At 59.8% G+C, this 21,886-nt stretch carries 25 protein-coding genes and 1 pseudogene; 11 read left to right on the top strand and 15 right to left on the bottom strand.

Going from position 1 to position 21,886, the window contains the following annotated elements:
* Window positions 1–115: 115 nt before the first annotated feature.
* Together FJ426_RS31395 and FJ426_RS17425 are read right to left on the bottom strand one after the other, a co-directional pair.
* Window positions 116–277, bottom strand: coding sequence for a hypothetical protein (locus tag FJ426_RS31395; protein ID WP_181167365.1), 162 nt, complete (start codon window positions 275–277; stop codon window positions 116–118).
* 30 nt (window positions 278–307) lie between these two features.
* Window positions 308–888, bottom strand: a pseudogene (locus tag FJ426_RS17425) (DUF2243 domain-containing protein).
* A 157-nt stretch (window positions 889–1,045) separates the two neighbouring features.
* Here FJ426_RS17425 and nadE point away from each other — a divergent pair.
* Window positions 1,046–1,885: an ammonia-dependent NAD(+) synthetase gene (nadE, locus tag FJ426_RS17430; protein WP_140825462.1), complete on the top strand. Its 840-nt coding sequence runs from the start codon at window positions 1,046–1,048 to the stop codon at window positions 1,883–1,885.
* Between the two features lie 242 nt (window positions 1,886–2,127).
* Here nadE and FJ426_RS17435 read toward each other — a convergent pair whose 3' ends face one another.
* Window positions 2,128–3,051 (bottom strand): hypothetical protein, encoded by a 924-nt coding sequence (locus tag FJ426_RS17435; protein ID WP_140501395.1) that lies wholly within the window; start codon window positions 3,049–3,051, stop codon window positions 2,128–2,130.
* 387 nt (window positions 3,052–3,438) lie between these two features.
* On the opposite strand from FJ426_RS17435, the gene FJ426_RS17440 reads away from it, so the two are divergent.
* Both FJ426_RS17440 and glf read left to right on the top strand, forming a co-directional pair.
* Window positions 3,439–4,611: a glycosyltransferase gene (locus tag FJ426_RS17440; protein ID WP_140825463.1), complete on the top strand. Its 1,173-nt coding sequence runs from the start codon at window positions 3,439–3,441 to the stop codon at window positions 4,609–4,611.
* Between the two features lie 2 nt (window positions 4,612–4,613).
* Entirely contained in the window at window positions 4,614–5,756 is a 1,143-nt protein-coding gene (gene glf / locus FJ426_RS17445) for a UDP-galactopyranose mutase (RefSeq protein ID WP_140501399.1), read from the top strand.
* Window positions 5,757–5,829: 73 nt separating this feature from the next.
* Here the strand turns inward: glf and FJ426_RS17450 are convergent, their stop codons facing one another.
* On the bottom strand, window positions 5,830–7,005 hold the full coding sequence (locus tag FJ426_RS17450) for a beta-glucosidase (protein WP_246675566.1): 1,176 nt from the start codon (window positions 7,003–7,005) through the stop codon (window positions 5,830–5,832).
* Window positions 7,006–7,402: 397 nt separating this feature from the next.
* Between FJ426_RS17450 and FJ426_RS17455 the strand changes: the two genes are divergently transcribed.
* Complete coding sequence (locus tag FJ426_RS17455) at window positions 7,403–8,245, top strand: SIR2 family protein (protein WP_140825464.1); 843 nt, start codon at window positions 7,403–7,405, stop codon at window positions 8,243–8,245.
* A gap of 194 nt (window positions 8,246–8,439) precedes the next feature.
* On the top strand, window positions 8,440–9,321 hold the full coding sequence (locus tag FJ426_RS17460) for a manganese catalase family protein (protein WP_140525828.1): 882 nt from the start codon (window positions 8,440–8,442) through the stop codon (window positions 9,319–9,321).
* Between the two features lie 169 nt (window positions 9,322–9,490).
* Here FJ426_RS17460 and FJ426_RS17465 read toward each other — a convergent pair whose 3' ends face one another.
* From FJ426_RS17465 to FJ426_RS17505, 9 genes are all read right to left on the bottom strand, one after another.
* Window positions 9,491–9,970, bottom strand: coding sequence for a DUF2269 family protein (locus FJ426_RS17465; protein WP_140501403.1), 480 nt, complete (start codon window positions 9,968–9,970; stop codon window positions 9,491–9,493).
* Entirely contained in the window at window positions 9,970–11,256 is a 1,287-nt protein-coding gene (locus FJ426_RS17470; protein WP_140825465.1) for an SDR family oxidoreductase, read from the bottom strand. Before FJ426_RS17470 ends, FJ426_RS17465 begins: the two co-directional genes overlap by 1 nt.
* Window positions 11,257–11,258: 2 nt before the next feature.
* The gene (locus FJ426_RS17475; protein WP_140825466.1) at window positions 11,259–11,549 is read right to left on the bottom strand and encodes a hypothetical protein; all 291 of its coding nucleotides are present in this window, start codon (window positions 11,547–11,549) and stop codon (window positions 11,259–11,261) included.
* Window positions 11,550–11,567: 18 nt separating this feature from the next.
* Window positions 11,568–12,086, bottom strand: a complete 519-nt coding sequence (locus FJ426_RS17480) for a ferritin-like domain-containing protein (protein ID WP_140825467.1) — start codon at window positions 12,084–12,086, stop codon at window positions 11,568–11,570.
* Window positions 12,087–12,367: 281 nt separating this feature from the next.
* Entirely contained in the window at window positions 12,368–13,285 is a 918-nt protein-coding gene (locus FJ426_RS17485; protein ID WP_246675567.1) for an NAD(P)/FAD-dependent oxidoreductase, read from the bottom strand.
* An 83-nt stretch (window positions 13,286–13,368) separates the two neighbouring features.
* Window positions 13,369–13,713, bottom strand: coding sequence for a SemiSWEET transporter (locus FJ426_RS17490; protein ID WP_224656178.1), 345 nt, complete (start codon window positions 13,711–13,713; stop codon window positions 13,369–13,371).
* 54 nt (window positions 13,714–13,767) lie between these two features.
* Entirely contained in the window at window positions 13,768–14,685 is a 918-nt protein-coding gene (locus FJ426_RS17495) for a hypothetical protein (RefSeq protein ID WP_140825468.1), read from the bottom strand.
* Window positions 14,682–15,077, bottom strand: a complete 396-nt coding sequence (locus FJ426_RS17500; protein WP_140562324.1) for a phage holin family protein — start codon at window positions 15,075–15,077, stop codon at window positions 14,682–14,684. The genes FJ426_RS17495 and FJ426_RS17500 overlap by 4 nt, the downstream gene beginning before the upstream one ends.
* A 41-nt stretch (window positions 15,078–15,118) precedes the next feature.
* Entirely contained in the window at window positions 15,119–15,694 is a 576-nt protein-coding gene (locus tag FJ426_RS17505) for a hypothetical protein (RefSeq protein ID WP_181176963.1), read from the bottom strand.
* 516 nt (window positions 15,695–16,210) lie between these two features.
* Here FJ426_RS17505 and FJ426_RS17510 point away from each other — a divergent pair.
* The gene (locus tag FJ426_RS17510) at window positions 16,211–17,254 is read left to right on the top strand and encodes an alpha/beta hydrolase (RefSeq protein ID WP_181176964.1); all 1,044 of its coding nucleotides are present in this window, start codon (window positions 16,211–16,213) and stop codon (window positions 17,252–17,254) included.
* A 59-nt stretch (window positions 17,255–17,313) separates the two neighbouring features.
* Here the strand turns inward: FJ426_RS17510 and FJ426_RS17515 are convergent, their stop codons facing one another.
* On the bottom strand, window positions 17,314–18,138 hold the full coding sequence (locus tag FJ426_RS17515; protein ID WP_140825470.1) for a Ku protein: 825 nt from the start codon (window positions 18,136–18,138) through the stop codon (window positions 17,314–17,316).
* 309 nt (window positions 18,139–18,447) lie between these two features.
* Between FJ426_RS17515 and FJ426_RS17520 the strand changes: the two genes are divergently transcribed.
* The 5 genes from FJ426_RS17520 to FJ426_RS31400 all read left to right on the top strand — a co-directional run bounded on the left by FJ426_RS17520 (window position 18,448) and on the right by FJ426_RS31400 (window position 21,262).
* Window positions 18,448–18,681: a hypothetical protein gene (locus FJ426_RS17520; RefSeq protein ID WP_140825471.1), complete on the top strand. Its 234-nt coding sequence runs from the start codon at window positions 18,448–18,450 to the stop codon at window positions 18,679–18,681.
* A gap of 366 nt (window positions 18,682–19,047) precedes the next feature.
* Complete coding sequence (locus FJ426_RS17525) at window positions 19,048–19,605, top strand: DUF1003 domain-containing protein (protein ID WP_140825472.1); 558 nt, start codon at window positions 19,048–19,050, stop codon at window positions 19,603–19,605.
* A gap of 216 nt (window positions 19,606–19,821) precedes the next feature.
* The gene (locus FJ426_RS17530; protein ID WP_140825473.1) at window positions 19,822–20,088 is read left to right on the top strand and encodes a DUF4142 domain-containing protein; all 267 of its coding nucleotides are present in this window, start codon (window positions 19,822–19,824) and stop codon (window positions 20,086–20,088) included.
* Between the two features lie 117 nt (window positions 20,089–20,205).
* Entirely contained in the window at window positions 20,206–20,715 is a 510-nt protein-coding gene (locus FJ426_RS17535; RefSeq protein WP_140825474.1) for a DUF892 family protein, read from the top strand.
* A gap of 382 nt (window positions 20,716–21,097) precedes the next feature.
* Entirely contained in the window at window positions 21,098–21,262 is a 165-nt protein-coding gene (locus FJ426_RS31400; protein ID WP_181176965.1) for a hypothetical protein, read from the top strand.
* Between the two features lie 233 nt (window positions 21,263–21,495).
* On the opposite strand, the gene FJ426_RS17540 is transcribed toward FJ426_RS31400, so the two are convergent.
* The coding region (locus FJ426_RS17540; protein ID WP_246675568.1) for a phospholipase D-like domain-containing protein at window positions 21,496–21,886 on the bottom strand (391 nt) is incomplete at its 5' end.

Genomic DNA, 21,886 nt, shown 5'->3' on the forward strand with positions numbered 1-21,886 from the left:
ACGGCAGGCGCTAACCGCTGGAAGCCGCCGGTGCCGCGGTCTGATGCTGCCGGCTCAACATGCTCGGCACGCAAGCTCGGGGTGATCTGATGGTAGCGGCATATCAGAGGTATGGCTAGCGGTGGAGCGACCAGGAGCCCAATCCGGCCATGTCGGTCAAACGGATAGCCTCAAGGGTGTCGAGTTCCTTCCTGATGGGCAGTTCTCGATCGGTCTGCTCTTCCGCGTTCCTCCTCCGGGTGTTGCGGCCAAAGAAGGATCGAATGGCAGTCAGCATGTGCGATGTTTCCCCGCGTTCTCGAGAGGTCTATAACATCGCTGCTACAATCCGGTTCCAAGGCAAACTGAAATAAGCGCTGGAGTCCAACGCTTCATAGTGCCACAGCCGGGATTTCCGCTTGCCGTTTGACAAGGCCCACCCGCCGAGCAGCATCAGCGCACCCCAAATCAAACAACCCGATCTCCCAGTAGACCCACTGGGACCGCGGGACGGTTTCGTTGACATGGTGTGTGCCGAGAAGCTGGTGATCGTCCACTCCCTCGACCAGGTTGAATATGCCAAAGCCCATGAGCATCGTTGCAAGTAGCAACTTTCCTGACCACCCGAGATGAGGTTGGCGCGTCGCACGCCATAGCACAATGAGACCTAGTGCGACGAACACGTATGTGTCGGCGTGGAACCAGCCATCGAGGGGCGTGTTGAACCGAAGGTTCTCAAGACTGCCGGCGGGATAGCCGGCTGGTCGCCATATGATGCCACTGGAGCAACTGATGCAGAACGATTCCCTCGAAGAACCAGCCTGAGCCAAGCCCGAGCAGGATCCCGGCCGAGGTCGGGAACCTGTGAGGCTCTTCGTCGCTGTTCCTTTTTCTCCTAAGGGGACCCAACGTCGAGCCCGCCAATGTACATCACCGTTTTTGCGCTACCGGCGCGTCATCATCGCTTTTTGAGAACCGCTTCAGCTGGCAGACCGAGACGGTGACCGCCACCGACCTTGTGGTATGGCGACTGGACAGAACGCTATGATGTCAGGAGCAACTGCGCATGACCGACCAACAACTGATTATCGAAGCATTGGGAGTCTCGTCCAGGTTCGACGTCGCGCTGGAAGCGCGCCGACGCATCGACTTTCTCGGCACCTATCTGCGTGCCTCGAATCTCAACACCTACGTTCTGGGCGTAAGCGGTGGCGTGGATTCGCTTGCCGCCGCTCTTCTTGCGCAACGGGCCGTGGAGGAACTGCGAACGGCAGGATATGAGGCCAGATTCCTGGGTGTTCGGCTTCCATACGGCTTACAGGCCGACGAGAGCGACGCGCAGCGGGCACTGGATACAATACAAGCAGACGAAGTGCGCCGGGTCGACATCAAGCCCGCCGCCGACGCGATGCTGGATTCGATCAAGCTTGCGGGCACCGAACTCGGCGATGCCGGCCGAGAGGACTTTTTGCTTGGCAACATCAAGGCTCGTGAGCGGATGATTGCCCAGTTTGCGCTTGCCGGCGCCACCCGAGGGCTGGTCATCGGTACCGATCATGCGGCCGAAGCACTGATGGGTTTCTTCACCAAGTTCGGCGACGGTGCTGCCGACATCCTTCCCCTTTCCGGGTTGAACAAGCGTAGGGTTCGCGCCTTGGCGGCGCATCTGGGCGCTCCGCCTCAATTAGTTGCCAAGGTTCCGACTGCCGACCTGGAGAACCTAATTCCGCTTCGCCCGGACGAAGATGCCTATGGCGTAACTTACGATCAAATCGATGACTTCCTTGAAGGTCGAGAGATCGACGAAGCCGCGCGCACGCGCATATTTCAAGCGCACGCCGGCACCGCACACAAGCGCGCGCTTCCAGTGGCGCCCGTCGCCTCGTCCGGTCCATCACGACAGTAGCCGGACTCTCGGGATGGATGCTCACTATTGCTGCGACCGCCGCCAGATCTTCCACGTCCGATCCGACAGCGTCAGGTGCCGAATCCCGCCCTCGGGCTCACTTGGATTCAGCGAATAAGTTGAGCCGTCCTATCGCGCGCAATGCATCGGCGGTCGGCCCCGAGGGCGACTCTCGATCGAAACGAGCACTGCGTAGGGACGGTTGTCCGTCGCGGTGATGGCGCCTTTCCGGGCGCGCTGGGTTAAGCGACGTTTGAAAAAATCTGCTGATCCAGGTCGCACGTGGCCAGCCCATAGCGCCACCTGTGATTCGTTGCCTCGCGCCGGCTCTGATAGAACAGCGTCAGTTGCCGGCCCTCTATCATCACAGTCGAGTGCCCGTTCTCTCCCGGCTCGCCCGGATCCAGCACTGGGCCGACGGACACGTAAGGTCCTTCGACGCGATCGGCAATTGCGAAGAATACACGCTGGCGGCTGCCGCGCGGCCCCTCGGGCAGGAAGCAGGTTGCATTGAGCAGCACGCGTCCATCCGGCAACTCGACCAGTTGAGCGCCTTCGATGCCCCATTCATAGTCGGGATGCTCGCGTGCGTTGTGATGCGGAACGTCCAGGTGGTCCAGGATCTTGCCAGCGCGCTTCCATGGTCCGAACCAGGAGTCGGACTGGCTGCGTGCGAGATAGACGTCGGGTTGCGGGACCCTGCTGAATTTCGGCATTCCCGAGTAGACGATGTAGCGCTTGCCGCCGATGACCGCCGGATGGGGATCGTAGATGCCATCTTCATCGGTGTCCGGCAGGGATAATATCGCCGACGTCAAAACAACCCAGTGGAAACCATCATTAGACACCGCATGCTCGCACCGCCCACCCGACTTCATGAATTCGGTCTGGATGAACATGTGGAAAACCCCGCCTTCGTGGATGACACCGGGCGCCGCCACACCCGAGCCGGTGATCGGCAAGGCGATCGGTTCATGCTCGGTCCAGGGGCCACGCGGATCCGGCGCTGTGGCGTGCAGTATCTTCCATTCCTCGCTCGTGACGGTGCCGCTCGATCCGAACATGTGCCAGAGCGTTCCGTCGAATACGGGACAAGGATCTTTCAGGTCGTCCACCTGCTGCGGGTGAAACAACGGAAAGACGTGCGTTTCAAAATTGATCTGCATGTCCATAAACCTCGACAGCCTCTCTCAGCTTCCGACACCCAGGTCCAAACAAACTGATTCGAGGCGCTCTTATTCTAGCAGCGTCGGCTAACACGTGTCGATTTTCCCACAGGCCTTCAACAGCTCGAGGAGTGACAAAGCGCCACGTTGGGGCGCCGTGGTCCCAATTCCAGCGGATCTCGTGCCGCATTCGGACCGCCCGCGAAGCAGTCGAGCGGCCCTACCTCTGATCGTTGAGGCCGATGATCGGCCACGCAAATCAATTAATACCGCGGGAACAACTTACTAAATCGAAAGTTAGATGGAACTGAAAGCATCAGGCAGGAGTGTCGAAAATTAACCTAGGTTAATTCTTCGAGACTTGACTCGTATTAAAAGGGAAAAAATATGGAGATCGCGCCGGCAAAAACAAAAAAAAGCACGTCTATTGCGTACAATGCAGTAATTATCTGCTTTTCACATCTCCGATGGAATTTTGTATTTCAAAGGCCACAGCACCTCCTGACCCTCGCCGCCCGGCAGCAACAGGTAATTTACTTCGAAGAACCAGCCTTCGAAGATGTCGGCGGTCCCTTCATGCGCGTGAACGACGTAGCTCCGGCAATCAGGGTTGTCACGCCGGTGGTCCCGCTTGGAACATCCGCGACAAAGGTGGACGCCATCCAGCGAAGCTTCGTCAATGAACTCGTCGCACCCGTTCCTCATGACCGGCTGATTGCGTGGTATTACACGCCAATGGCGCTGCGCTTCAGCAGTCATCTGCGCTGCAATGTGTGTGTCTACGATTGCATGGATGAGTTGTCCGCCTTCCGCGACGCGCCCGCGGAACTGGCACAGCTGGAAAGGGCGCTGTTCCGCCGTGCCGATCTGGTCTTCACGGGCGGGCAAAGCCTCTATGAGGCAAAGCGCAGTCAGCATCGTTCGATCTTTGCGTTTCCAAGCAGCATCGACGCTGCTCATTTCAACATGGCGAGAGAGGGGGGCGAGGAACCATCCGACCAGGCAGCCATTCCCCATCCAAGGGTTGGCTATTTCGGCGTGATCGACGAACGGCTCGACATCGCCCTTGTTGGCCAGACGGCTGCCGCGATGCCCGACATCCAGTTCGTCATGCTTGGGCCGGTGGTCAAGATCGATCCGGCGACCCTGCCACGGGCAGACAATTTGCATTGGCTCGGGCCCAAGAACTATGCCGACCTGCCGAGCTATCTTCGTCATTGGGCAGTCGGTTGGATGCCGTTCGCGCTCAACGAGGCAACGCGATACATCAGCCCAACCAAGACACCCGAGTTTCTTGCGGCCGGACTGCCCGTGATCTCCACCGCGATCGTTGATGTCGTTCGCACCTACGGTGCGGCTGGTCTCGTCGAGATCGTCGACGCCGACGACATTGCGACCAAGCTTCGCTGCATGCTTGCCCGCCCCAGAGACCTGCAGGTGAGGGCAGTTGATGCCTATCTCGCCGACAAGTCGTGGAAACGCACTTGGGATGCCATGACCTCACACATCCACGGTGTCCAGGCGATGAAAACTGTCGTTCCGCTGCGCAGGAGAGCCTGACGATGTTCGACTGGCTGATCGTCGGAGCCGGCTTTGCCGGCAGCGTGCTTGCCGAGCGCATTGCATCGCAACGCCGCGAAAGTGTCCTGCTCATAGACCGCAGAAATCATGTCGGCGGCAACGCCTATGACTGCTACGACGAAGCGGGACTCCTGATCCATCGCTATGGTCCCCACATCTTCCACACCAACGCGCAATCCATCGTCGACTATCTGTCGCAGTTCACGGCGTGGCGGCCCTACGAACATCGCGTCCTCTCTTCGGTAGACGGCAAACTGCTGCCCATCCCGATCAATCTCGACACGATCAATCGTCTCTACGGACTTGATCTCACCTCCGAACAACTGGAAGAATTTTTCGCTTCGCGACGAGAAACGGTGGAGGAGGTCCGAACCGCCGAAGACGTGGTGGTCAGCACCGTGGGCAGGGAACTCTACGAAAAATTCTTTCGCGGCTATACTCGCAAACAATGGGGCGTCGATCCGTCCCAACTGAGTAAATCCGTAACGGCACGGGTGCCGACCCGCACCACCCGCGACGACCGCTATTTTGGCGATACGTTCCAGAACATGCCCGCCGGCGGCTATACGCGGATGTTCGAGCGGATGCTGGACAGGCCTGAAATCAAGGTGATGCTGCAGACCGACTATGGCGAGATACGCGACAAGATCGGCTTTCGGCAGCTGATCTATACTGGGCCGATTGATGAATATTTTGATTGGAGGCTCGGCCGTCTGCCTTACCGTTCCTTGCGGTTCGACCATGTGACAGTGGATTGCGAACAATTCCAGCCAGTGGCGGTGGTGAACTATCCGCAGACGGAAAACTACACCCGCGTCACGGAGTATAAGCATCTGACAGGCCAACGGCATCCGAAAACCAGCCTCACCTACGAATACCCGACCGATATAGGCGATCCCTATTATCCTGTTCCGAGAGCCGAAAACGAGGAGCTGTACAAACGCTACGAGGCAATGGCGGACGCCTGCCCAAACGTCTGGTTCGTTGGACGGCTAGCGACCTACCGTTATTACAACATGGATCAAGTGGTGGGTCAGGCCTTGGCCACATTCGCGAGGATACAGAAGACCCTGCCGGCCTCGGCTTCGTTGGAGGCGCCGACATTTGCTGTGCTCGCGCCGTAACCATTTGCCGGACGAAGCCGAACGCGATGCCGTTCTACCCGACAGGCCCATGCTGCACGCGTGATGGCCGGGCTTACGCGAACAGAAGGCGCTGGCGCGCCAGCTCGTCCGCAACTGGCTGCCGGATGCTGCGCGAACCATCCGCGTGCACGGTAGAAAACAAGCCGACTTCGGCGTGGCGGGAATTGTCCCACCCCGGATAGGCTGTCACGGGATAAATGCAAATGCCTTGGATGGGGACGCCCAGCTTCATCGCGGCGCGGACCTCATCGCAGACATAATGCAGCCATGCTGGCCCGGCGGATCCTTCGGACCCGGTTTCAGCAATGAACATCGGCTTGCGGAACCTGTGAGCGACCTCGAGCAACATCTCGGACAGCGCCTGATATTCATGGTGGCCCATGGGAATGGTCGGACCGTTTAGATACCATTGGTTGTGAGGATAAAAGTTCAGGCCAATCACGTCGACAAGATCTTGGCTGCCGCCCAGTTCAGGCTCGACCTGTCCCATCAGCATCTCATACGCCTCGAACTGACCTCGCCGGGCGTTCTGCGCGCGTTGCCGTTCCGCTCGGCTGCCGTCGCGAGGCGCGATATGGATCAGCGGCTCAGCCCAGACGAATCGACAGTCGGGGTCGGCCTGTCGCATTGCACGGATGCCCGCGACCGCTGCCTTAACGAGATGCCGTTTGAACCATCCGCGCTTCTTTGGGCCGACACGCGGGAAGTAGCCGACTTCGACGGCCCAGGCAAAGAACGAGATTTCGTTGATTGGACAAAGCAGCGGAGAGGTGCCCGTGAAGGAGCGATGGAACCGCACGGCCTCCGCGGCAAAAGCGGCGTAGGCGTCGATGAATTCCTGCGATCCCTGATCGATGTGATCGGGCGACCCGTAATGAAAAACATCCCAGATCACCTGCACGCCAACGGCACGAGCCGCTTCGATCATGGCCGCCCAACTCGACCAGTCATAGATGCCCGGCGCCGTTTCGATCAGGTGCCAGCGCAACCCGTCTCGGATCGTTCGAAGCCCGAGCTCGGCACAGCTCCGGTAGTCCGCCAAGGCATGGATGTTGTGCGAGGTAGCGCGAACAAGATCGAGCCGGACACCGTCGTTCCGCCTGTGGGAGGAACATTCAAAGCCGGCCATGAAGAAGCTTTCGAAGGTTCGGCCGACCGCTCGGTGTTGACCACCGTCTACCACATCCTGGACCGGGCCGGATCGTTCGGTGGGGGCCGGCCTGGCCATCATGCTCTCTCGCGGGTCTGGCGATTTGCCCGTAGCTCGTTACAGTTCACGGTGCTACGCGATTCGTCGACAGGATCGGCTTCAGGATGCCGACTGGCGCGAGCCTCTGCTTGGCTTCTGTCCTGCTCGTCCATGCCGCGCTTGGCTGTGTGCGGCCAGGCTAGCCTACCCGAGTGTGCCGGCTCCTTGATTGTCATTGATGCATTTCTCCGCTGGCGATCGGCGCCGGAGCTAAACCGCGAGCACAATGCTTTGTTCCGGCTGCGCCCGTTACGAACCCCATGCGGATGATTGTTCCCCGGCGCGTCGCAAACCCCACGGCGGGTCACCGCCTGCACGAGAATGGAACCGGGGACCGTCCCGGTAGTTGGGATGATTATCGGTCAGAGGTTTGTCCATGCTTTCCCCCATCGAGGAGCTCGCGCGTTCCGTCAGGGAGCGGCGCGCGATCCTGTTCGTTGGGGCTGGCGTGTCAATGAGTGTCGGCCTGCCCTCCTGGCGTAAGCTCATTGATCATCTGGTCGAGGACCTGGGCATCGATCATGGCATCATCGCGCCGTCGGACGTCAGCTACCAGACCCTGGCGGAGTTCTACCGGTTGAAGCGGGGCACCATCGGACCGCTGCGAAGCTGGATGGATCGGAACTGGAGTGTCTCGCGTGAGAAAGTGAGACGTTCGGAGATCCACCGCCTGATCGTGGCACTGGACTTCCCGATCATCTACACGACCAACTACGATCGCAACCTTGAGGTCGCCTTCGAGGTCCATAGCCGCGACTACGTGAAGGTCGCAAACGCAAAAGACATCGCCAAAGCCAGCAACGGTATCACCCAGATCGTCAAATACCACGGCGACTTCGACGACGACTCCTCCCTCATTCTGGCCGAGACCGACTATTTCGACCGGCTGTCCTTCGATTCACCCCTGGATGTGAAATTCCGCGCGGATGCATTGGGGCGGACGATCCTTTTCATCGGCTACAGCATGTCGGATATGAACATCCGCCTGCTTTTGCACCGCCTGTGGCAGACCTGGAGGCTGTCCGGCTATGAGACCGACCGCCCCAGATCGTTCGTATTCATGCCAAGCCCGAGCGTCGTCCAGGAGGCGGTGCTGGGTCGATGGGGCATCGAAATGTTGAGTGAAGAGGCGGCTCAGCCTGAACAAGCGCTAGCGGCGTTCCTGTCCAAGCTGCTTGACGCCATGAGGGGGACGAACCGGGCACCAGGGCGGCCTTGAGGGCGGCGTGAAGGCGATCACCCCGCGGGTCGCTTCATGGTGGTCTTGCGCCAAACAACCGCGCCCTGCCGAAGCGGATTGCACACGTTTCGCGCACGCGCGTGCAACTCGACATGGTCAGGATAAATACTGTCGAACAGAAGGAACATCTGGTTCTGCGGTCGGTTGGGCGAGGTCAATGGAGATAATATGAGATGTTTTACACCGACAAGAAATTGCAATTCCCTGTGCGCGTGGAAACGCCCAGCCCGATCTTCGCTCGCGCCTTGCAGCAGGCGATCGGGGGCGTCGAAGGCGAGATACGAGTTGCGCTGCAGTACTTCTTCCAGGCCTGGGGGGCGCGCGGCCCAAGCAAGTACCGGGACCTGCTGCTGAACACCGCCACTGAGGAACTCGCCCACATCGAGATGCTCGCGACGGCCGTGGCGTTGAATCTGGAAGGGGCGCCGCTGTCTTTGCAAGAAGACATTTCAGCCGATACGATCGGCGGCTCCGTGTTGAACGGCATGAACTTCCGCCACATCCTTTCCACCGGACTCGCGGCATTGCCGGAAAATTCAAACGGCGTGCCCTTCAATGCTTCACACGTCTACGCCAGCGGCAATCTCGCCGCCGACATGATCGCTAATGTCACGGCGGAAAGCAGTGGCAGAGTGCTTGCCACACGCCTCTACAATATGACCGACGATCCCGGCATGAAGGAGATGCTGTCGTTCCTGATCGCCCGCGACACGATGCACCAGCAGCAATGGTTAGCAGCCATCGAGGACATGGGCGGGCTCGCGGCTTCACTGCCGGTTCCCAATTCCTTCCCCCAGGAACAGGAACTTCGCGACGTCAGCTATGCTTTCGTCAACTGTTTCGTCGACGGCGTGCCGCCGCCCGAGGGCCGTTGGTCGAGCGGCAAATCCATTGACGGCAACGGAGAGTTCACGACGGTCGCGGGCGAGCCGATGGGTGAGGAACCCATGCTTGGCTCCCCCCGCGTGGACAGCGGAGCACAGAGCGAACAGATCGGTTCTACCCGGGGCTCCAGTCGCGCCAGGGGGTCAGACGGTAACGGCGCTCGCGGCTAGTGTCATCCTCCAGCTTAGGCTGATGGCAACGCTTTCTCCCTCCAATCGGGGGAAAGCACCTATGGCGTGGCGCCTTCTGTTCAGGGTGAGAAGCCGTGTTGGTTCCCGAACTCACCACCTGGCCAAAGGACCTGCTGCCCATCAGTGGCCAGCGAAGCTCTTGTCACCGTCAATCGAACAAAACGATGAGGGGACGCGTGATCATGAGCCAGAAGATGGCGAGCACGGCGGCGAAGGCAGGAAAACCGAAGACAAACCACAACCGAAACAGCTTGTTGTACCGCTCCGGCGGCGGGTCGCCAGATGTGGCGGCGCGCGTCGCCAGATTGCGCATCTCCATCTGCATCCAAACGACCGGCAGCCAGAACAGGCCGGTCACGACATAGAGCACAATCGACAGCACGATCCATCCTTCCCTCAATGAATAGCCAGCCTGCCAGGCGAGGGCCACGCCGGTGATCGGCTGCGCGACGACGGCAGTCGCGGTAAAGAGGAAATCAGCGACAACCACGATGTGGGCAACTGCCGCGATTGTTGCGGCATTGCCGGTCCGGTGAGCGAGAAGCATGAAGAAGGCAATCCCCGCCCCTGTCCCAAGCAGCACGGCTGCGCCGATGACGTGCAGATATTTGACCACGAAATAAAGCATCAGCGCTCGTCCAAGATCGCCAGCGCAACGAAGTGCAAGGCGAGGATCGGCAGGATTTTCATCAGCGGGCCGAGTGGCTCGTTCCAGAGATCCGGGCGCAGGATGGTGCCGGCGATGGCGTAGGACAGCGAGATCGCGATCGCACCCCAAAGACCCGGGCGGCTTGTCGGCCGGAATGCGATCAGAGCGCCGACAGCCGCGTCGGCGATTGCACCGGCCACGACCGCGGCCTCGGCGTGGGGCGCCACCGCAGTGCCGATCAGCAGTTCGACGCCATTACGCCAGCCTGTCGTGAGCGAGATGATGCCGGTCATGATCCAGAAGAATGGCAGCACAACGAAGATCGCCGGCTTGATGAAATAGAGCCCGGCAAACCATCGCTCCTGGACCGTTGCCGGATCTGCCGCCAATGCTGATGCGAGGCTTGCCGGGTGAATGCCTGTCGTCGCGATCCAAGGCTGCGGATCACCGACAGCGCCTCGCGTGATTTCTTTTTGCGCATTGCTGCGGATCGGCGGTCGCCAGCCGAGCCATCCAGCCAGATCGCCCAGACGATAGAGGCCTCTCGCCGCCCAGCCAGGCACGGTGAATACGGTTGCCTTTTTCCATCCGAACCACTGGCGGTAACGACTGATGAGCTCTGTCATGGTGAGTGCCTCCGGCCCCGCAAGTTCCAGCGTCAAGCGAGTAGGACTCGCGGGCTGGAGGAAGAAAAGAACGGTGGAGACAATGTCATCGAGCTGAACGACTTGCAGGCGGCCGGTATTGGGCATGGCCAGCAACAATGGCAGCGCGGCCAGCCCACGCAACAATGCGCTTGCGCCAAAGACGCCGCGCCCCAGCACCACCGAGGGACGCAGGATCACCCAGCCGACATCGAGCGCCATCAATGCCTTGTCGCCGGCCAGCTTGCTGGCGGAGAAGGCGGACGGCTGATCGCGGTCGACACCGATCGCCGAGAAGTGGATGACCGTCTTGATGCCGGCCCGTTCGCAGGCCCTGAAGAGAGCGGAAGCGGCGATGGCATGGACCTCCTGAACCTTTTCCCGCGCGTTGTCCTGCAGAACGCCGGCGCAGTTGACGACGGCATCGACGCCTGAAAGAGGGGAACTCCAGTCCTCCGGTCGGACCGCCTCCGTCATGTCCAAAATGACGTCCGAACTTTTCGAAGAGCCGGCAGGTCGGGAGCGGCGGAGCACGCGCCGTACTTCGTGTCCCTCCGCCTCCAGGCGCGCGCATAGTGAGGCGCCTATCAAACCTGTAGCGCCGGTGACAAGGATCTTCATCCCTAGAGCCCGGCCAGCACCGGCGCTCGAGCCTCCGGCGGCCTGTTTGCCGGAAGCACGCCTTGTTCGTCGAAGGCCCATTTGTGGCAGGACCAGTACCATGTCCGGTCGACCGGGTTCCAACCGTCGATGCAGCCGGCAATCGAACCGTCTGCCGCCTCGCTGATAGCGAGTTGCTCGCCATCATGGTTGATCACCCGGCCGTCGCCTGGGTCGATCTCATCGATCTCAACAGCTTTGGTGCGACGTTCGAACAGGAGCTGTCTTTTGCTCGACGCTGGTTCCGCGGACATAGGCGCGGCTGCTGCTTGCTAGGCCGCCTTTTGCATCGCTCTCTCGTTCACACCGGCCTCCCCGAGTTGCGTCAGTGCTTCATCGGTCGCCTTCTCCTCCTTGAGCGACTGTTCGAGCAGCGGAACGGCGTTTTTCAGCCCAAGCAAACCGGCCCAGGTGATCAGCGTTCCATAACGGGCGATCTCATAATGCTCGACGGCTTGCGCGGCGGCCACGAGCCCGGCATCCAGGGCTGGAGCCTGTTGAAAGTCCTCCAGGATCTCCTGCCCTTCTTTTATGATGCCGTCGATTGCCGGGCAGGTCTTTCCCTGTGCCCGCTTGCCGAAGATCTCGAATACCTGCTGCAGACGCTCGATCTGGCCTTCCGTCTCATCGCGATGCTTCTCAAAGACAGCAATCACCTTTTCGGATTCAGCTCCCTTCGCCATCTTCTTCAAGGCGGAAAGGATTTTGCGCTCAGCGTAGTAGATATCCTTCAAGCCGTCGTAGAAGAGATCCTCAAGTCCCTTTGTCTGCGAAGCTTTCTTGGTTGCCATCCTCATCTCCTGCTTGAAAGCGCGCCGGGCGGCACCCCGTTCAAACGAGGCGGCTCCTTGTTTGTTCCGCCGTTTTTCCCCAGCAGACGCCGGCACCCCGTCGGTTGCAATAAGCGGCATCGACGGCAGTGCCTGAATGCGCACACAATTGGTGCTGTCTCGCCAATGCCGCATTGAGGCTCTTACGGCGCCAATGGGGCACCAGGATGCGGGGAAGCGACGAATATCCCCGCGAGGGCTGCGCCACGCCATCCTGTACGACTGAACGAGGGCGGACCTGTTCACTCGTTTTGCGCAAGATAGCTGTGCATATCGGTTGCGGCGATCGCCGCGTGTCCGAAGGCGACCGCGACCTGGTTGATTTCGTCAACCACATCGCCTGCGGCGTAGAGGCCCGCAATTGCGGTTCGCTGGCGCGAATCCACGACAAGATTGCCGATTTCGTCACATTCCGCGCCGAGGTTGGTGGCCAGCTTCGATCGCATCGTGCAGCCCAATGCGGGATAGATGGTATCGAAAGACAGCGTGTTTCCGGCAACGAGCCTGACGGTCGCCTGATGGCCGGCAGAGCGGATCGAGCCCGGGAGGCACGCGTGCACCTTGATTCCAGCCTTTTTGAGCAAGGCGTCGGCGGCGGGGTCGAATCGAGTTGTCGTCTCGACCAGCATGGTGACGTCCCTTGTGTAGCTTCGCATAAACAACGCCTTCTTCATTGCGTGATCTGCCGGGCCCATCACCGCAACCCGTCCGTCGATGACCTCGTAGGCGTCACAGATCGGACACAGCCGCAACGTGCCGGCCTTGATCATATCGGCGGCGTCGGGCGTGTCTGGAAGCGTATCGACAATACCGGTGGCCATGAGCACCGCGCGAGCCCGAATGGGAACCGATGCCGTGGCGATGAAATCGGTCCCACCCCGCTTAATGTCGTGGATCGTATCGTCCACGAGATCGACTCCGCTCAGCAGTGCCTGCTGCCGCAGACGATCAAGCAGCTCAACACCGGCAATACCGTCAGGAAACCCGGGACAGTTGTGGGTTACCGGTATCCACTTTGCGCGGCTTTGGCCGGCATCCACAAGGACGATCCGGCGCCGAAAACGCCCCAGGTAGGTCGCGGCGGTCAGGCCGGCCGGTCCGCCGCCGACGACCAGGCAGTCGTATGATTCGCCAGGACGGATTTCATCGTCTGAAACCACAAGAGAACTCCCGACATGAGCGCGTCATTCCTGGCTGCCACCGCTGAGCGCCTCGCAAACCTCAGAACGCAACCAAACGAAGATCATCGCTCAGTCCTTGAGGCAGCGGGATCCAGCACGTCCGCGACCGCGTCCTTCTTCGCGCGAGGAAGGAGCGTCATCAGAAGAATGAATGCCGAGAGAACGAGACAGGCGGCGTTTGTGATGATGATCGGCCACTCGCCTTTCATGGACCCGAAGATGAGCCAGAGGGCGAACCCTGCTGCCGTAATCGCATACATAGGCGCGGAGATACTGCCCGTGTCTCGCGTCTTTATGATCTTCCAGGCTTGCGGCGTAAAGCTCACCATCGAACATAGTGCCGCGAGATAGCCGACCAGTGTCTCAGTTTCCATGCAATCAAACCGTCGGCGCGCGGTTTTGTTCACGACGGGTGTCTCTAAGTTCAATTTGACCGCTGCCCTGGCACCCTGCAGATGGCTTTAGGGCTTGGCCGTGGAGGACTGATCCGATTCGGGAAGTCGATCTCGAACAGCCTTTTCGGTAGTTTTTGCGGTGGCCTTGACGACCTCACCGACCTTACCGGCTAACGTGTCGGCGGTGCCGCTCGAGCCCTGCCGGTCCGCCTCGCTCTTGACTGTCTCGTAAGCTTCGGCAGCGATCTCTTTCGCTTGCTCCACGCTGTCCTCTAAAGCACTGTTGGCGCTGCCAAGTAGTTTGTCGCGATAGCCGCCGAGTTGCTCGTCTTCCATGGCTGTGCGAGGCAGAAGCACGCCTATAGCCGTACCCGCCGCCAGGCCGAGGACGGCAAGTGCCAGTGGTTCGCGCTCAAATAGTTCCTGCGCGGTTCGACTCGCCTGCACAACCATATCACCCGCACTGGAGCCAAGCTGCCCCACGGTGTTTACAACCTTATCGTTGGTCTCGCCAGCCGCAGTTGCCGCCGCTTCGCTTGCATTGCTCGCATTCGCGCCAACGGTACCGCCGGCATCCGAGAGCATCTCTGCGACCGCCGATGGTCCACCATTGGGGATCTCTTGTCCGGAACTCAGCCCTTCCGCAGCCCCCGTCACATCGCTGACCCCGAACATCCCCCCATCCGTGTCGGCCTGATTGTTGACAGCCTGGGTTGCAGGAGAGCCACCCGCCGAAGCACCGCTGCCAAGCATCAGCCAAGCCAGGCCGGTTCCAACCAGCATCAGGGCCAAAGGGTTGTCGCTGACTTGGGTCTGGAATCTGCTGAGGGCGGCGGTCCCTGCGCCGCCAGCAAACAACCCGGTGAACTCGTCGATCAACTGACCGGGTGTCATTTTGCTGCGGATGGATTCGGCGGTATCAACGACCGCTGCGCGGGCAATCTCGGCTTCGCGTTCGAGTTCGGCTGCCGATTTCTCGCTCATCTCATTTGTCCTTTGATCACACGCGCATCGCTCTTGAGTTGTTCTTGTGTGCGGTCAGGAGCCAATCCGGAAGGCGCAATGCCGGCCATTCCCGTGCGAAGGAGAATCACCCCCAGGATCGCCACGACGACACCGACGAGCAGAGAGGCCCACCCTGCCCCAAGCCCTGCCTTCGCCAAAGCGATCACGAGGGCTTGGAGCAGTACCACCAGCGATGCCAGCAAGCACACGGCACCGCCTACGACTTCGACCGCGCCGTGCCCGGCTTTGCTGACGTTTTCGGATATTTCGGCTCGCAGAAGCCTTGTTTCGGTCTGTAGCAGGGTCGTCACTTGCTGTGTAAGGTCGCTCACAAGGCTCGCGAGACTGCGGCCGTCCTGATCGTTGTTCATCGGTCATGCTCCGTGCTCGGCCAAGAAAGTGGCTGCATTCGTTATGACGTGAGGTCGTCCCGTGGAGAGCTGCCTGTGGTCTTCGGGCGCCTTACAGTCTTTGGGGCGCCACTGCTTTTCAGCCGACCGTCCGCTTCCCTCGAATGAGCGGGTGGCGAGCTTTTGATGAAGCGTCCCAGAGCCAAACCGGCGAGAACCGACCCGGCGATAAGCACTCCAGAGTTTTCGCGCCCGAAGGACCTGACCTCGCCTAAGACTTGTTCGACTGGTTTGTCCCGCAAAGAGGACGAGAGGCGCTCCAGCCCGCCAGCGGCAGTAAGCACGACCTTCGAAACGGTGGCTTGATCGCTGTTGGCCAGATGTTCACTTGCCGCCCGCAACGCGCCCCCAAAAGCGGCTAAGCTCGCGCTCATGTCGCGCTGCGTTTCCTGCGCCTTCCCTGACAACGCCTCCTGCGCTTCAGACGTGTACTCGCCAGCTTTGCTGACGACTTCATCACTGGCGTCGTGAATCAACCGGGTGGCATTTTGGGTTTCTTCCTGGAGCCGGTCGGAGAGCTCGCTCTTTGCCGTATCGAAATCGGATGCTGGACGTCCTGGATCGCCTTCGCGTTGCATAATGGCTCCTAGTGAAAACCGAGGAAGGAGAGAATTGCCAGCACGACGACAACGAGGCCTATCAGATAAATGACGCTGTTCACGGCCTGATTTCTCCATTTTCGTCGAAAGCAAACACGCTGAACCGCGCGATGTTCCATTAGCCGAAACTTTTTTAGCTCCCTTAGATTTACAGACCCCCTGCGTGGGTTGATCGTGCGAGTTGAACGCGAGCACGTCGCCATGTTTGGAGCCCAAGGGTTACTCGTCACCGGCGCTCTTGTGGCTATCCAGTCTGTGGAAACGGCTGGCAAGACTAACGCCTCCTCCGGCTGTCATTTGACCTTCCGCGGGCTCAATCTCGAGGAGCCCTGGGCCGAGGTAAGCCCGTAGCCTCGTTCGAAGGTCAGGCGATCAGGCGCCCGGAACAACCATGTGGCGTCTCGGTTCGGGTGGCGAAAAATGGTGAGCCTTTGGGGTGCGACGTCCCAGCGGCGATTCGCCAGTCGCCTCAACCTACGCAAGGAGCACGGCAGCTTGTCTTTCCGGTTTCAATTCTCACTGAAACGATCATCACGCGTCTGGGTCGGCGGCCTGGTTGCGGCGGTGGCCTTGCTAGCGTTGAACAATCGAGCAGCGACCAAGCAAGCGCTTTCCCTCCGCGCGAAAGGAAGGACCATAGAGGTCGACGGTGTCCGCCTTCGATATGTCGAGGCTGGAAGCGGCAGGGACCTAGTTCTCCTGCACGGGAACGGTTCCGCCGCTGAGGATTTTCAAACCAGCGGTCTGGTCGACAAGGCAGCCAAGCGTTATCGCGTCATTGTCTTCGACCGTCCAGGATTTGGCGGCAGTACACGACCGCGCGATCGCCTGTGGACCGCCGCGGCCCAAGCGGATCTGCTCCAGAGCGCCACCCAGAGGATCGGGGCAGACAATCCTATCGTTCTTGGCCATTCCTGGGGGGCATCGGTCGCCCTCCAGTGGGCGGCCCGGTATCCTGACGAGATTGGTGGCGCGGTTCTCCTCTCCGGCTACCATTTCCCTTCCCCCAGGTTCGATGCCCTGCTTGCCGCCCTGCCGGCACTGCCGATCGTGGGAACCATTATCTGCCACACCGTCCTGCCCCCCGTCGTCAGGCTGATCTGGCCCGTGTTGATGCGCCGCCTGTTCAGGCCGCAACTTGTCCCGCCAGAGTTTTCCGAGGCCTTGCGAGGTCTGGTCACTGCACCGTCTCACCTGCGAACGACCGCGGCGGAGTCTGGTCTCCTGATCCCGGTTGCCGCATCAGCTCCCAAGACCGCAGGGAGGACAAACGCGCCGATAGGTATCATGGCCGGCGAAGCCGACAGCCTGCTCGACACCAGCTATCATTCGCAACGCCTGCACAGGGCCTTACCGGGCTCGATGATACGCATCGTTGCAGGTGCCGGTCACATGGTTCATCATGCAGCGCCGCATCTTGTGCTGGAGATGGTGGACAACATCGCGGCTGCCGGATCGCCGTCACCTGAAAAAGCTTCACACTCTGCTCCTGACTCGAGCGGAAGCCTCGAGCCCGAGCGGCCAATCGATCTTTTCTGATCCCGGCACAGGATCGTTTTCGGTCATAATTCGAAGAAAGCAGACAGCCAGATCCGCGACTATGCCGATTTGCGTCCGGCTTTGGCTTTGGGGCGGTCCTTGATCCCCTCCTTGGCGAGACTCTTGCGGAGAACCGACGCCAGATCGATAACGTTCTCCTTGGGCGGGGGCACCGGTTTGGGCGGCTGCTTGCCCTTGCGTTTTGCGTCGATCAACGCGATGAGCGCATCCTCGTAGGTGTCTTCAAATTTCGACGGATCAAACTTGGTCACTTTTTTGTCGATCAGCAGGCCTGCGATTTCGAGCAGTTCCCGGTCATATTCATGGCTTTCCAGGTCTTTGAATACGGTCTCTTCCGAGATCATCTCGTCATGGGTCCGCAACTCGGTAAGCAGCATTCCCTTGCCATATGGCTGTATCACGACTTCGCGCCCGCGTTGGTACAGCACCACGCAGGACCGCGCCGCCACGCCCTTCTTGGCCATCGCTTCGCGCAGCACGGAGAAGGCCTCGGTGGAAGCACCGTCGGCAGGGATCAGGTAATAAGGCTTTTCCAGGTAGCGCGTATCGATATCCTTGATGGCGACAAACTCGTCGACCTCAAGCGTGTGCTCAGACGTCATCTTCAGCTTTTTGATCTCGTCCGGTTCGACCTTGATGAAATCGCCCGCGTCTGCCTCGTAGCCTTTGACTTGGTTTTCGCTAACGACGACATCGCCCGTCTCTTCGTCAACATAGGCAGCCTTGACGGGTAATCCATCTTTCCGATTCAAAATCTTGAAGTGGATTTTCGATGCCTCGCTGGTTGCACCCACAAGCTTCACTCCGCACGACACGGACCCGACTTTCAGAAACCCTTTCCAAACTGCTCGTGGGGCTGCCATGCAGTCCTCCTGTCGCGCCGATCCTTGGCACAAACGTCAGCCGGATCGTTCCGTTCCGCCCGCCTGACTTGGATTGCCGCCGGCGACTGTGCCTGGGTTGAGTGCGCCTGATCCAACGACACATGGTCCAAGGAAATGAGGCGCTCATGCCACCGCGGATTGAACGTCAGGCCAACGCACGATTTGGACCAGAAACTCGATTGCGATCGTACGCGATAAAAAAATCCTGCCTCACAACAAAATCCAGCTTGGAACCTTCTGAAATCGCCAAGGTTCGGGCACAGAAAGGTCCCGAACGGATACACGAACATGGCACGCTTCTTTTTTGATCTTACTAAAAACGAAAACGTTACTGAAGACAACGAGGGGAGCGAACTTCCCGATACGGAGACCGCTACAGATGAAGCTGTAAAGGCTTTGACCGAAATAGCGAGAGAGACACTCCCCCATGACGGCAATGAGTGCGAACTCGCCTTCATCATACGCAACGAGGAGCGACCAATAGCAGAGGCAGTTATACGGTTCGAACTTCGCCCCCTTTAAAGCGCTCCCCCGGGGCTGAAATCCATCGATCTGGCGACGCTCTCGGCAAGCGATCCTTGTCTGGTCGGAGAGTGTCCTGAAAGCGCTCCATATTGTTTCGGATTGCACAACTGCATCAGCCGTCCACTACCATCGGAACCTCCCGTTTCGCTGGCGACTCCTTCCGCGTGTCCCATCGCGGCCTCCGACCGGGAGGTCGCCAGGCCGATTTGCGACGGTGACCGTCTCGCTTGCAAAACACCTCTGACAGGTCTGTCTCATTGGGTCAGCCATTCGTGATGAAGGTCCGTCAGCGCTCCTGAGGCTGCATGGATCGAAACGCCAACCGACCAGTTAAGTGGGTCAGGTGCAGACACGGAGAGAGCTATGTGCCCGAACACCTCAGGCAACGACATGGGATGCGCCACCCCAACCACACCACCCGCGGACGGCCTCGCTCCTGCCTTGGCTCGCAACATCGAAGCAATCGTTCAACGACGGAAGCGCGATGCGGACGCTGCCACTGCGGAGCAACGCGCCGCGGGGGCAATCAGCCAGTTCGCAGGCAGCATGATGTTCGTCTATATCCATCTTGTTTTCTTCGGGGGCTGGATCGTCCTCAACATCAGGCCGGTCGGCTTGGTTCAGCCTTGGGACCCATCCTTGGTTATCCTGGCGATGATTGCCTCCGTGGAGGCGATCTTTTTGTCCACGTTCGTGCTCATCAACCAGAACCGGATGGCCGCTGAGGACGATGCGAGAGCAGACCTCGATCTTCAGGTCAGCCTGCTCAACGAACACGAGACGACCAAGCTCATCAAGATGGTCGAGGAGATTGCCAGGCGCATGAATGTTCGCACGGAAGCGGACGATGAATTGAAGGAACTGAAGCGCGACGTGGCACCCGAAGCTGTTCTCGACAAGATTATGGAGGCAGAGGAGTAGGGGAGGTGTCGCCGCTATCCCACCGATAGGCGAAACCGTGTCGATGAACGCTTGTTGTGCTGTTAGCAGGGTTGGCGGGTACAAAGAAGCCGCACAAAGACGATCCCTTCAAACACTTGCTCCTCCGACAATGGCTCCCTGGGTCGCAGCCTTTATACCTGCGACGACAGTGTCTCGTCGGATCCATTCGGTATTCCACACGGCACACCTTGATCAGTGGCCTCACTTTGCCGCTGCCACTGCCGGCAGAAGCTTACAGGCGTCGAATTCGATCTCGCTTACATCAGCGGCCAGATCGTCGACCATCAGAAGACTGTGCAACTCCTCGAATGGGAGATCGGCTCCGGCCAGGATCCGGACGTGCAGCATTTCGCCTCGGATATCCTGCCGGCCGTACTGGAGCATCTGCAAATGGCGCGGGACGTCCGCAGCAAGCTGGTGAACCCGGCATTGGCCGATGCCTCGGGCCAGAGCAAGAAGTGACCGTCGCGTCGGCGGTCAATCCGCGCGTCGGCAGCGCCTCTGGTCGAGCCTGCCATCGCCCGGGCGGAACAATCCTCTCCGCTCGGGGTTTGGGCGAGCAAACCAAGGGAGACCTTCATGACACAATCGCGCGATTGGTTGATACAGTGGCTGAGGGACGCTCACGCTATGGAAGAGCAGGCCGAGACGATGCTCTCCGGGCAACTGTCACGCCTTGAAAGCTATCCGGAGCTCGGCGACCGCATCCGTCAGCACCTCGACGAGACGCGACAGCAGGCCTCACGGCTGAGAACCTGCCTTGACCGGATCGGAGAGGGATCTTCCGCGATGAAAGACGCAGGTGGCAAGCTCACCGCCATGGCCCAGTCGATCAGCGGCGTGTTCGCCGGCGACGAGGTGATGAAGGGTTCGCTTGCCAGCTATACTTTCGAGCATATGGAGATTGCCTCCTACACGATGCTCATCGCCGCGGCCAAGGCCCTAGGGGAGGCCGAGGTGGCGCGTGTGTGTGAGCAGAATCTGCGCGAAGAGGAGGCGATGGCGGATTGGCTGAAGAGCCACCTCGCCGAGACGACGCAGATGTTCCTGTCTCGCGCCGCGGCCGACAGCGATGCTGCAAAACGGTGACGCCCAAATGGCGCGGGCAGGCCTTATTTTTTCTGGCGATAGGGTCTGCTGAGCGGATCTTCCGCGTTCCCGCCGCCCGGAACGGACGTTCACACCATTGGAGCGATGCCGCTCCGGTGCCCCGAGATGGCTCTGCGGCCTGTCACCTGCAGCAGACCTGGGCCGTTCGACCAGTGTTAACAGCCTGCGCGTATTTGCGTTGGGACATTTCTGTGGAACAAAGCTGTCCGGTTGCGGGTTCGGACGGCACCCGATGCAGTGCGGTTTTGAAAATCAACCGTACTGCTGGGTCCTAGTCAAGAGACCGCTTCTCCCCCTTTAAGAGCGGCTCTTGCTCATGTCTAGGATCGGATGCGGGTTCATCAAGGCGTGGATAGGCAACATGAAGCAACTTCTGTCAGATCTCGCCGCAATGACTGAACCCGGCTTCTGCATCGCCCTGGGCCTTTTGGCGCTGCCTTACGCCGCGGGAGTATTCGTCCTGATCAGACATGCCAGAGCCTCTGACCGCCTAGGCTTCCAGCCGCCCTACGCGGACCTGCAATAGACCTTCGTTGAGAGCATTTCGGGACTCACTGCATTGAGGGGTGGTCACGATCACTAAGGCGCTGCGTGAACAACAAGGTGGGCACTCATGCATCGGGCGCTCAGATTGCAGGGCGCGTTTCGAGGCGATCCGTTCGGTGTTCTTTGCGGCCCCGACTCTTGCGTGTGGCGCACTATATTAGCCATTTGACAGGCGCAGATGCCGGTTTGCGGGGACTCGCCCACCAAGAGGCTCTAGAGTTGCGAGTGTAGTCTGCTGGCCAGCCAGTCCGATATTTTTTCGGTCAGGGGGCGCGCTTCCCATTCGCCCAAACTGATCTGCCTTGATCGCGCAAGATCCTGGTTGAACAGGTCGATCTGCGTTTTGGCAAAATCCCGGCCGTAGACATTCAGCGTGGCTTCGTCGTTCAGCCGCAAAGAGCGCTCGTCCAGGTTGGCAGAGCCAAAGCTCGTCCAGACGTCGTCGACGATCAGGAGTTTGGGATGATACATCGTTGGCTGGAACTCGAAGATCCGGACCCCAGCTTTGAGCAAGTCGCCCCAGAAGCACCGCGAGCCCTTTCGGACCAGGGGCACGTCTGTGAGCCAGTTGGGCACGATCACGTCGACTGCTACCCCTCGTTTC

This window comes from Mesorhizobium sp. B2-6-4 (genome assembly GCF_006441495.1).
GTDB lineage: Bacteria > Pseudomonadota > Alphaproteobacteria > Rhizobiales > Rhizobiaceae > Mesorhizobium.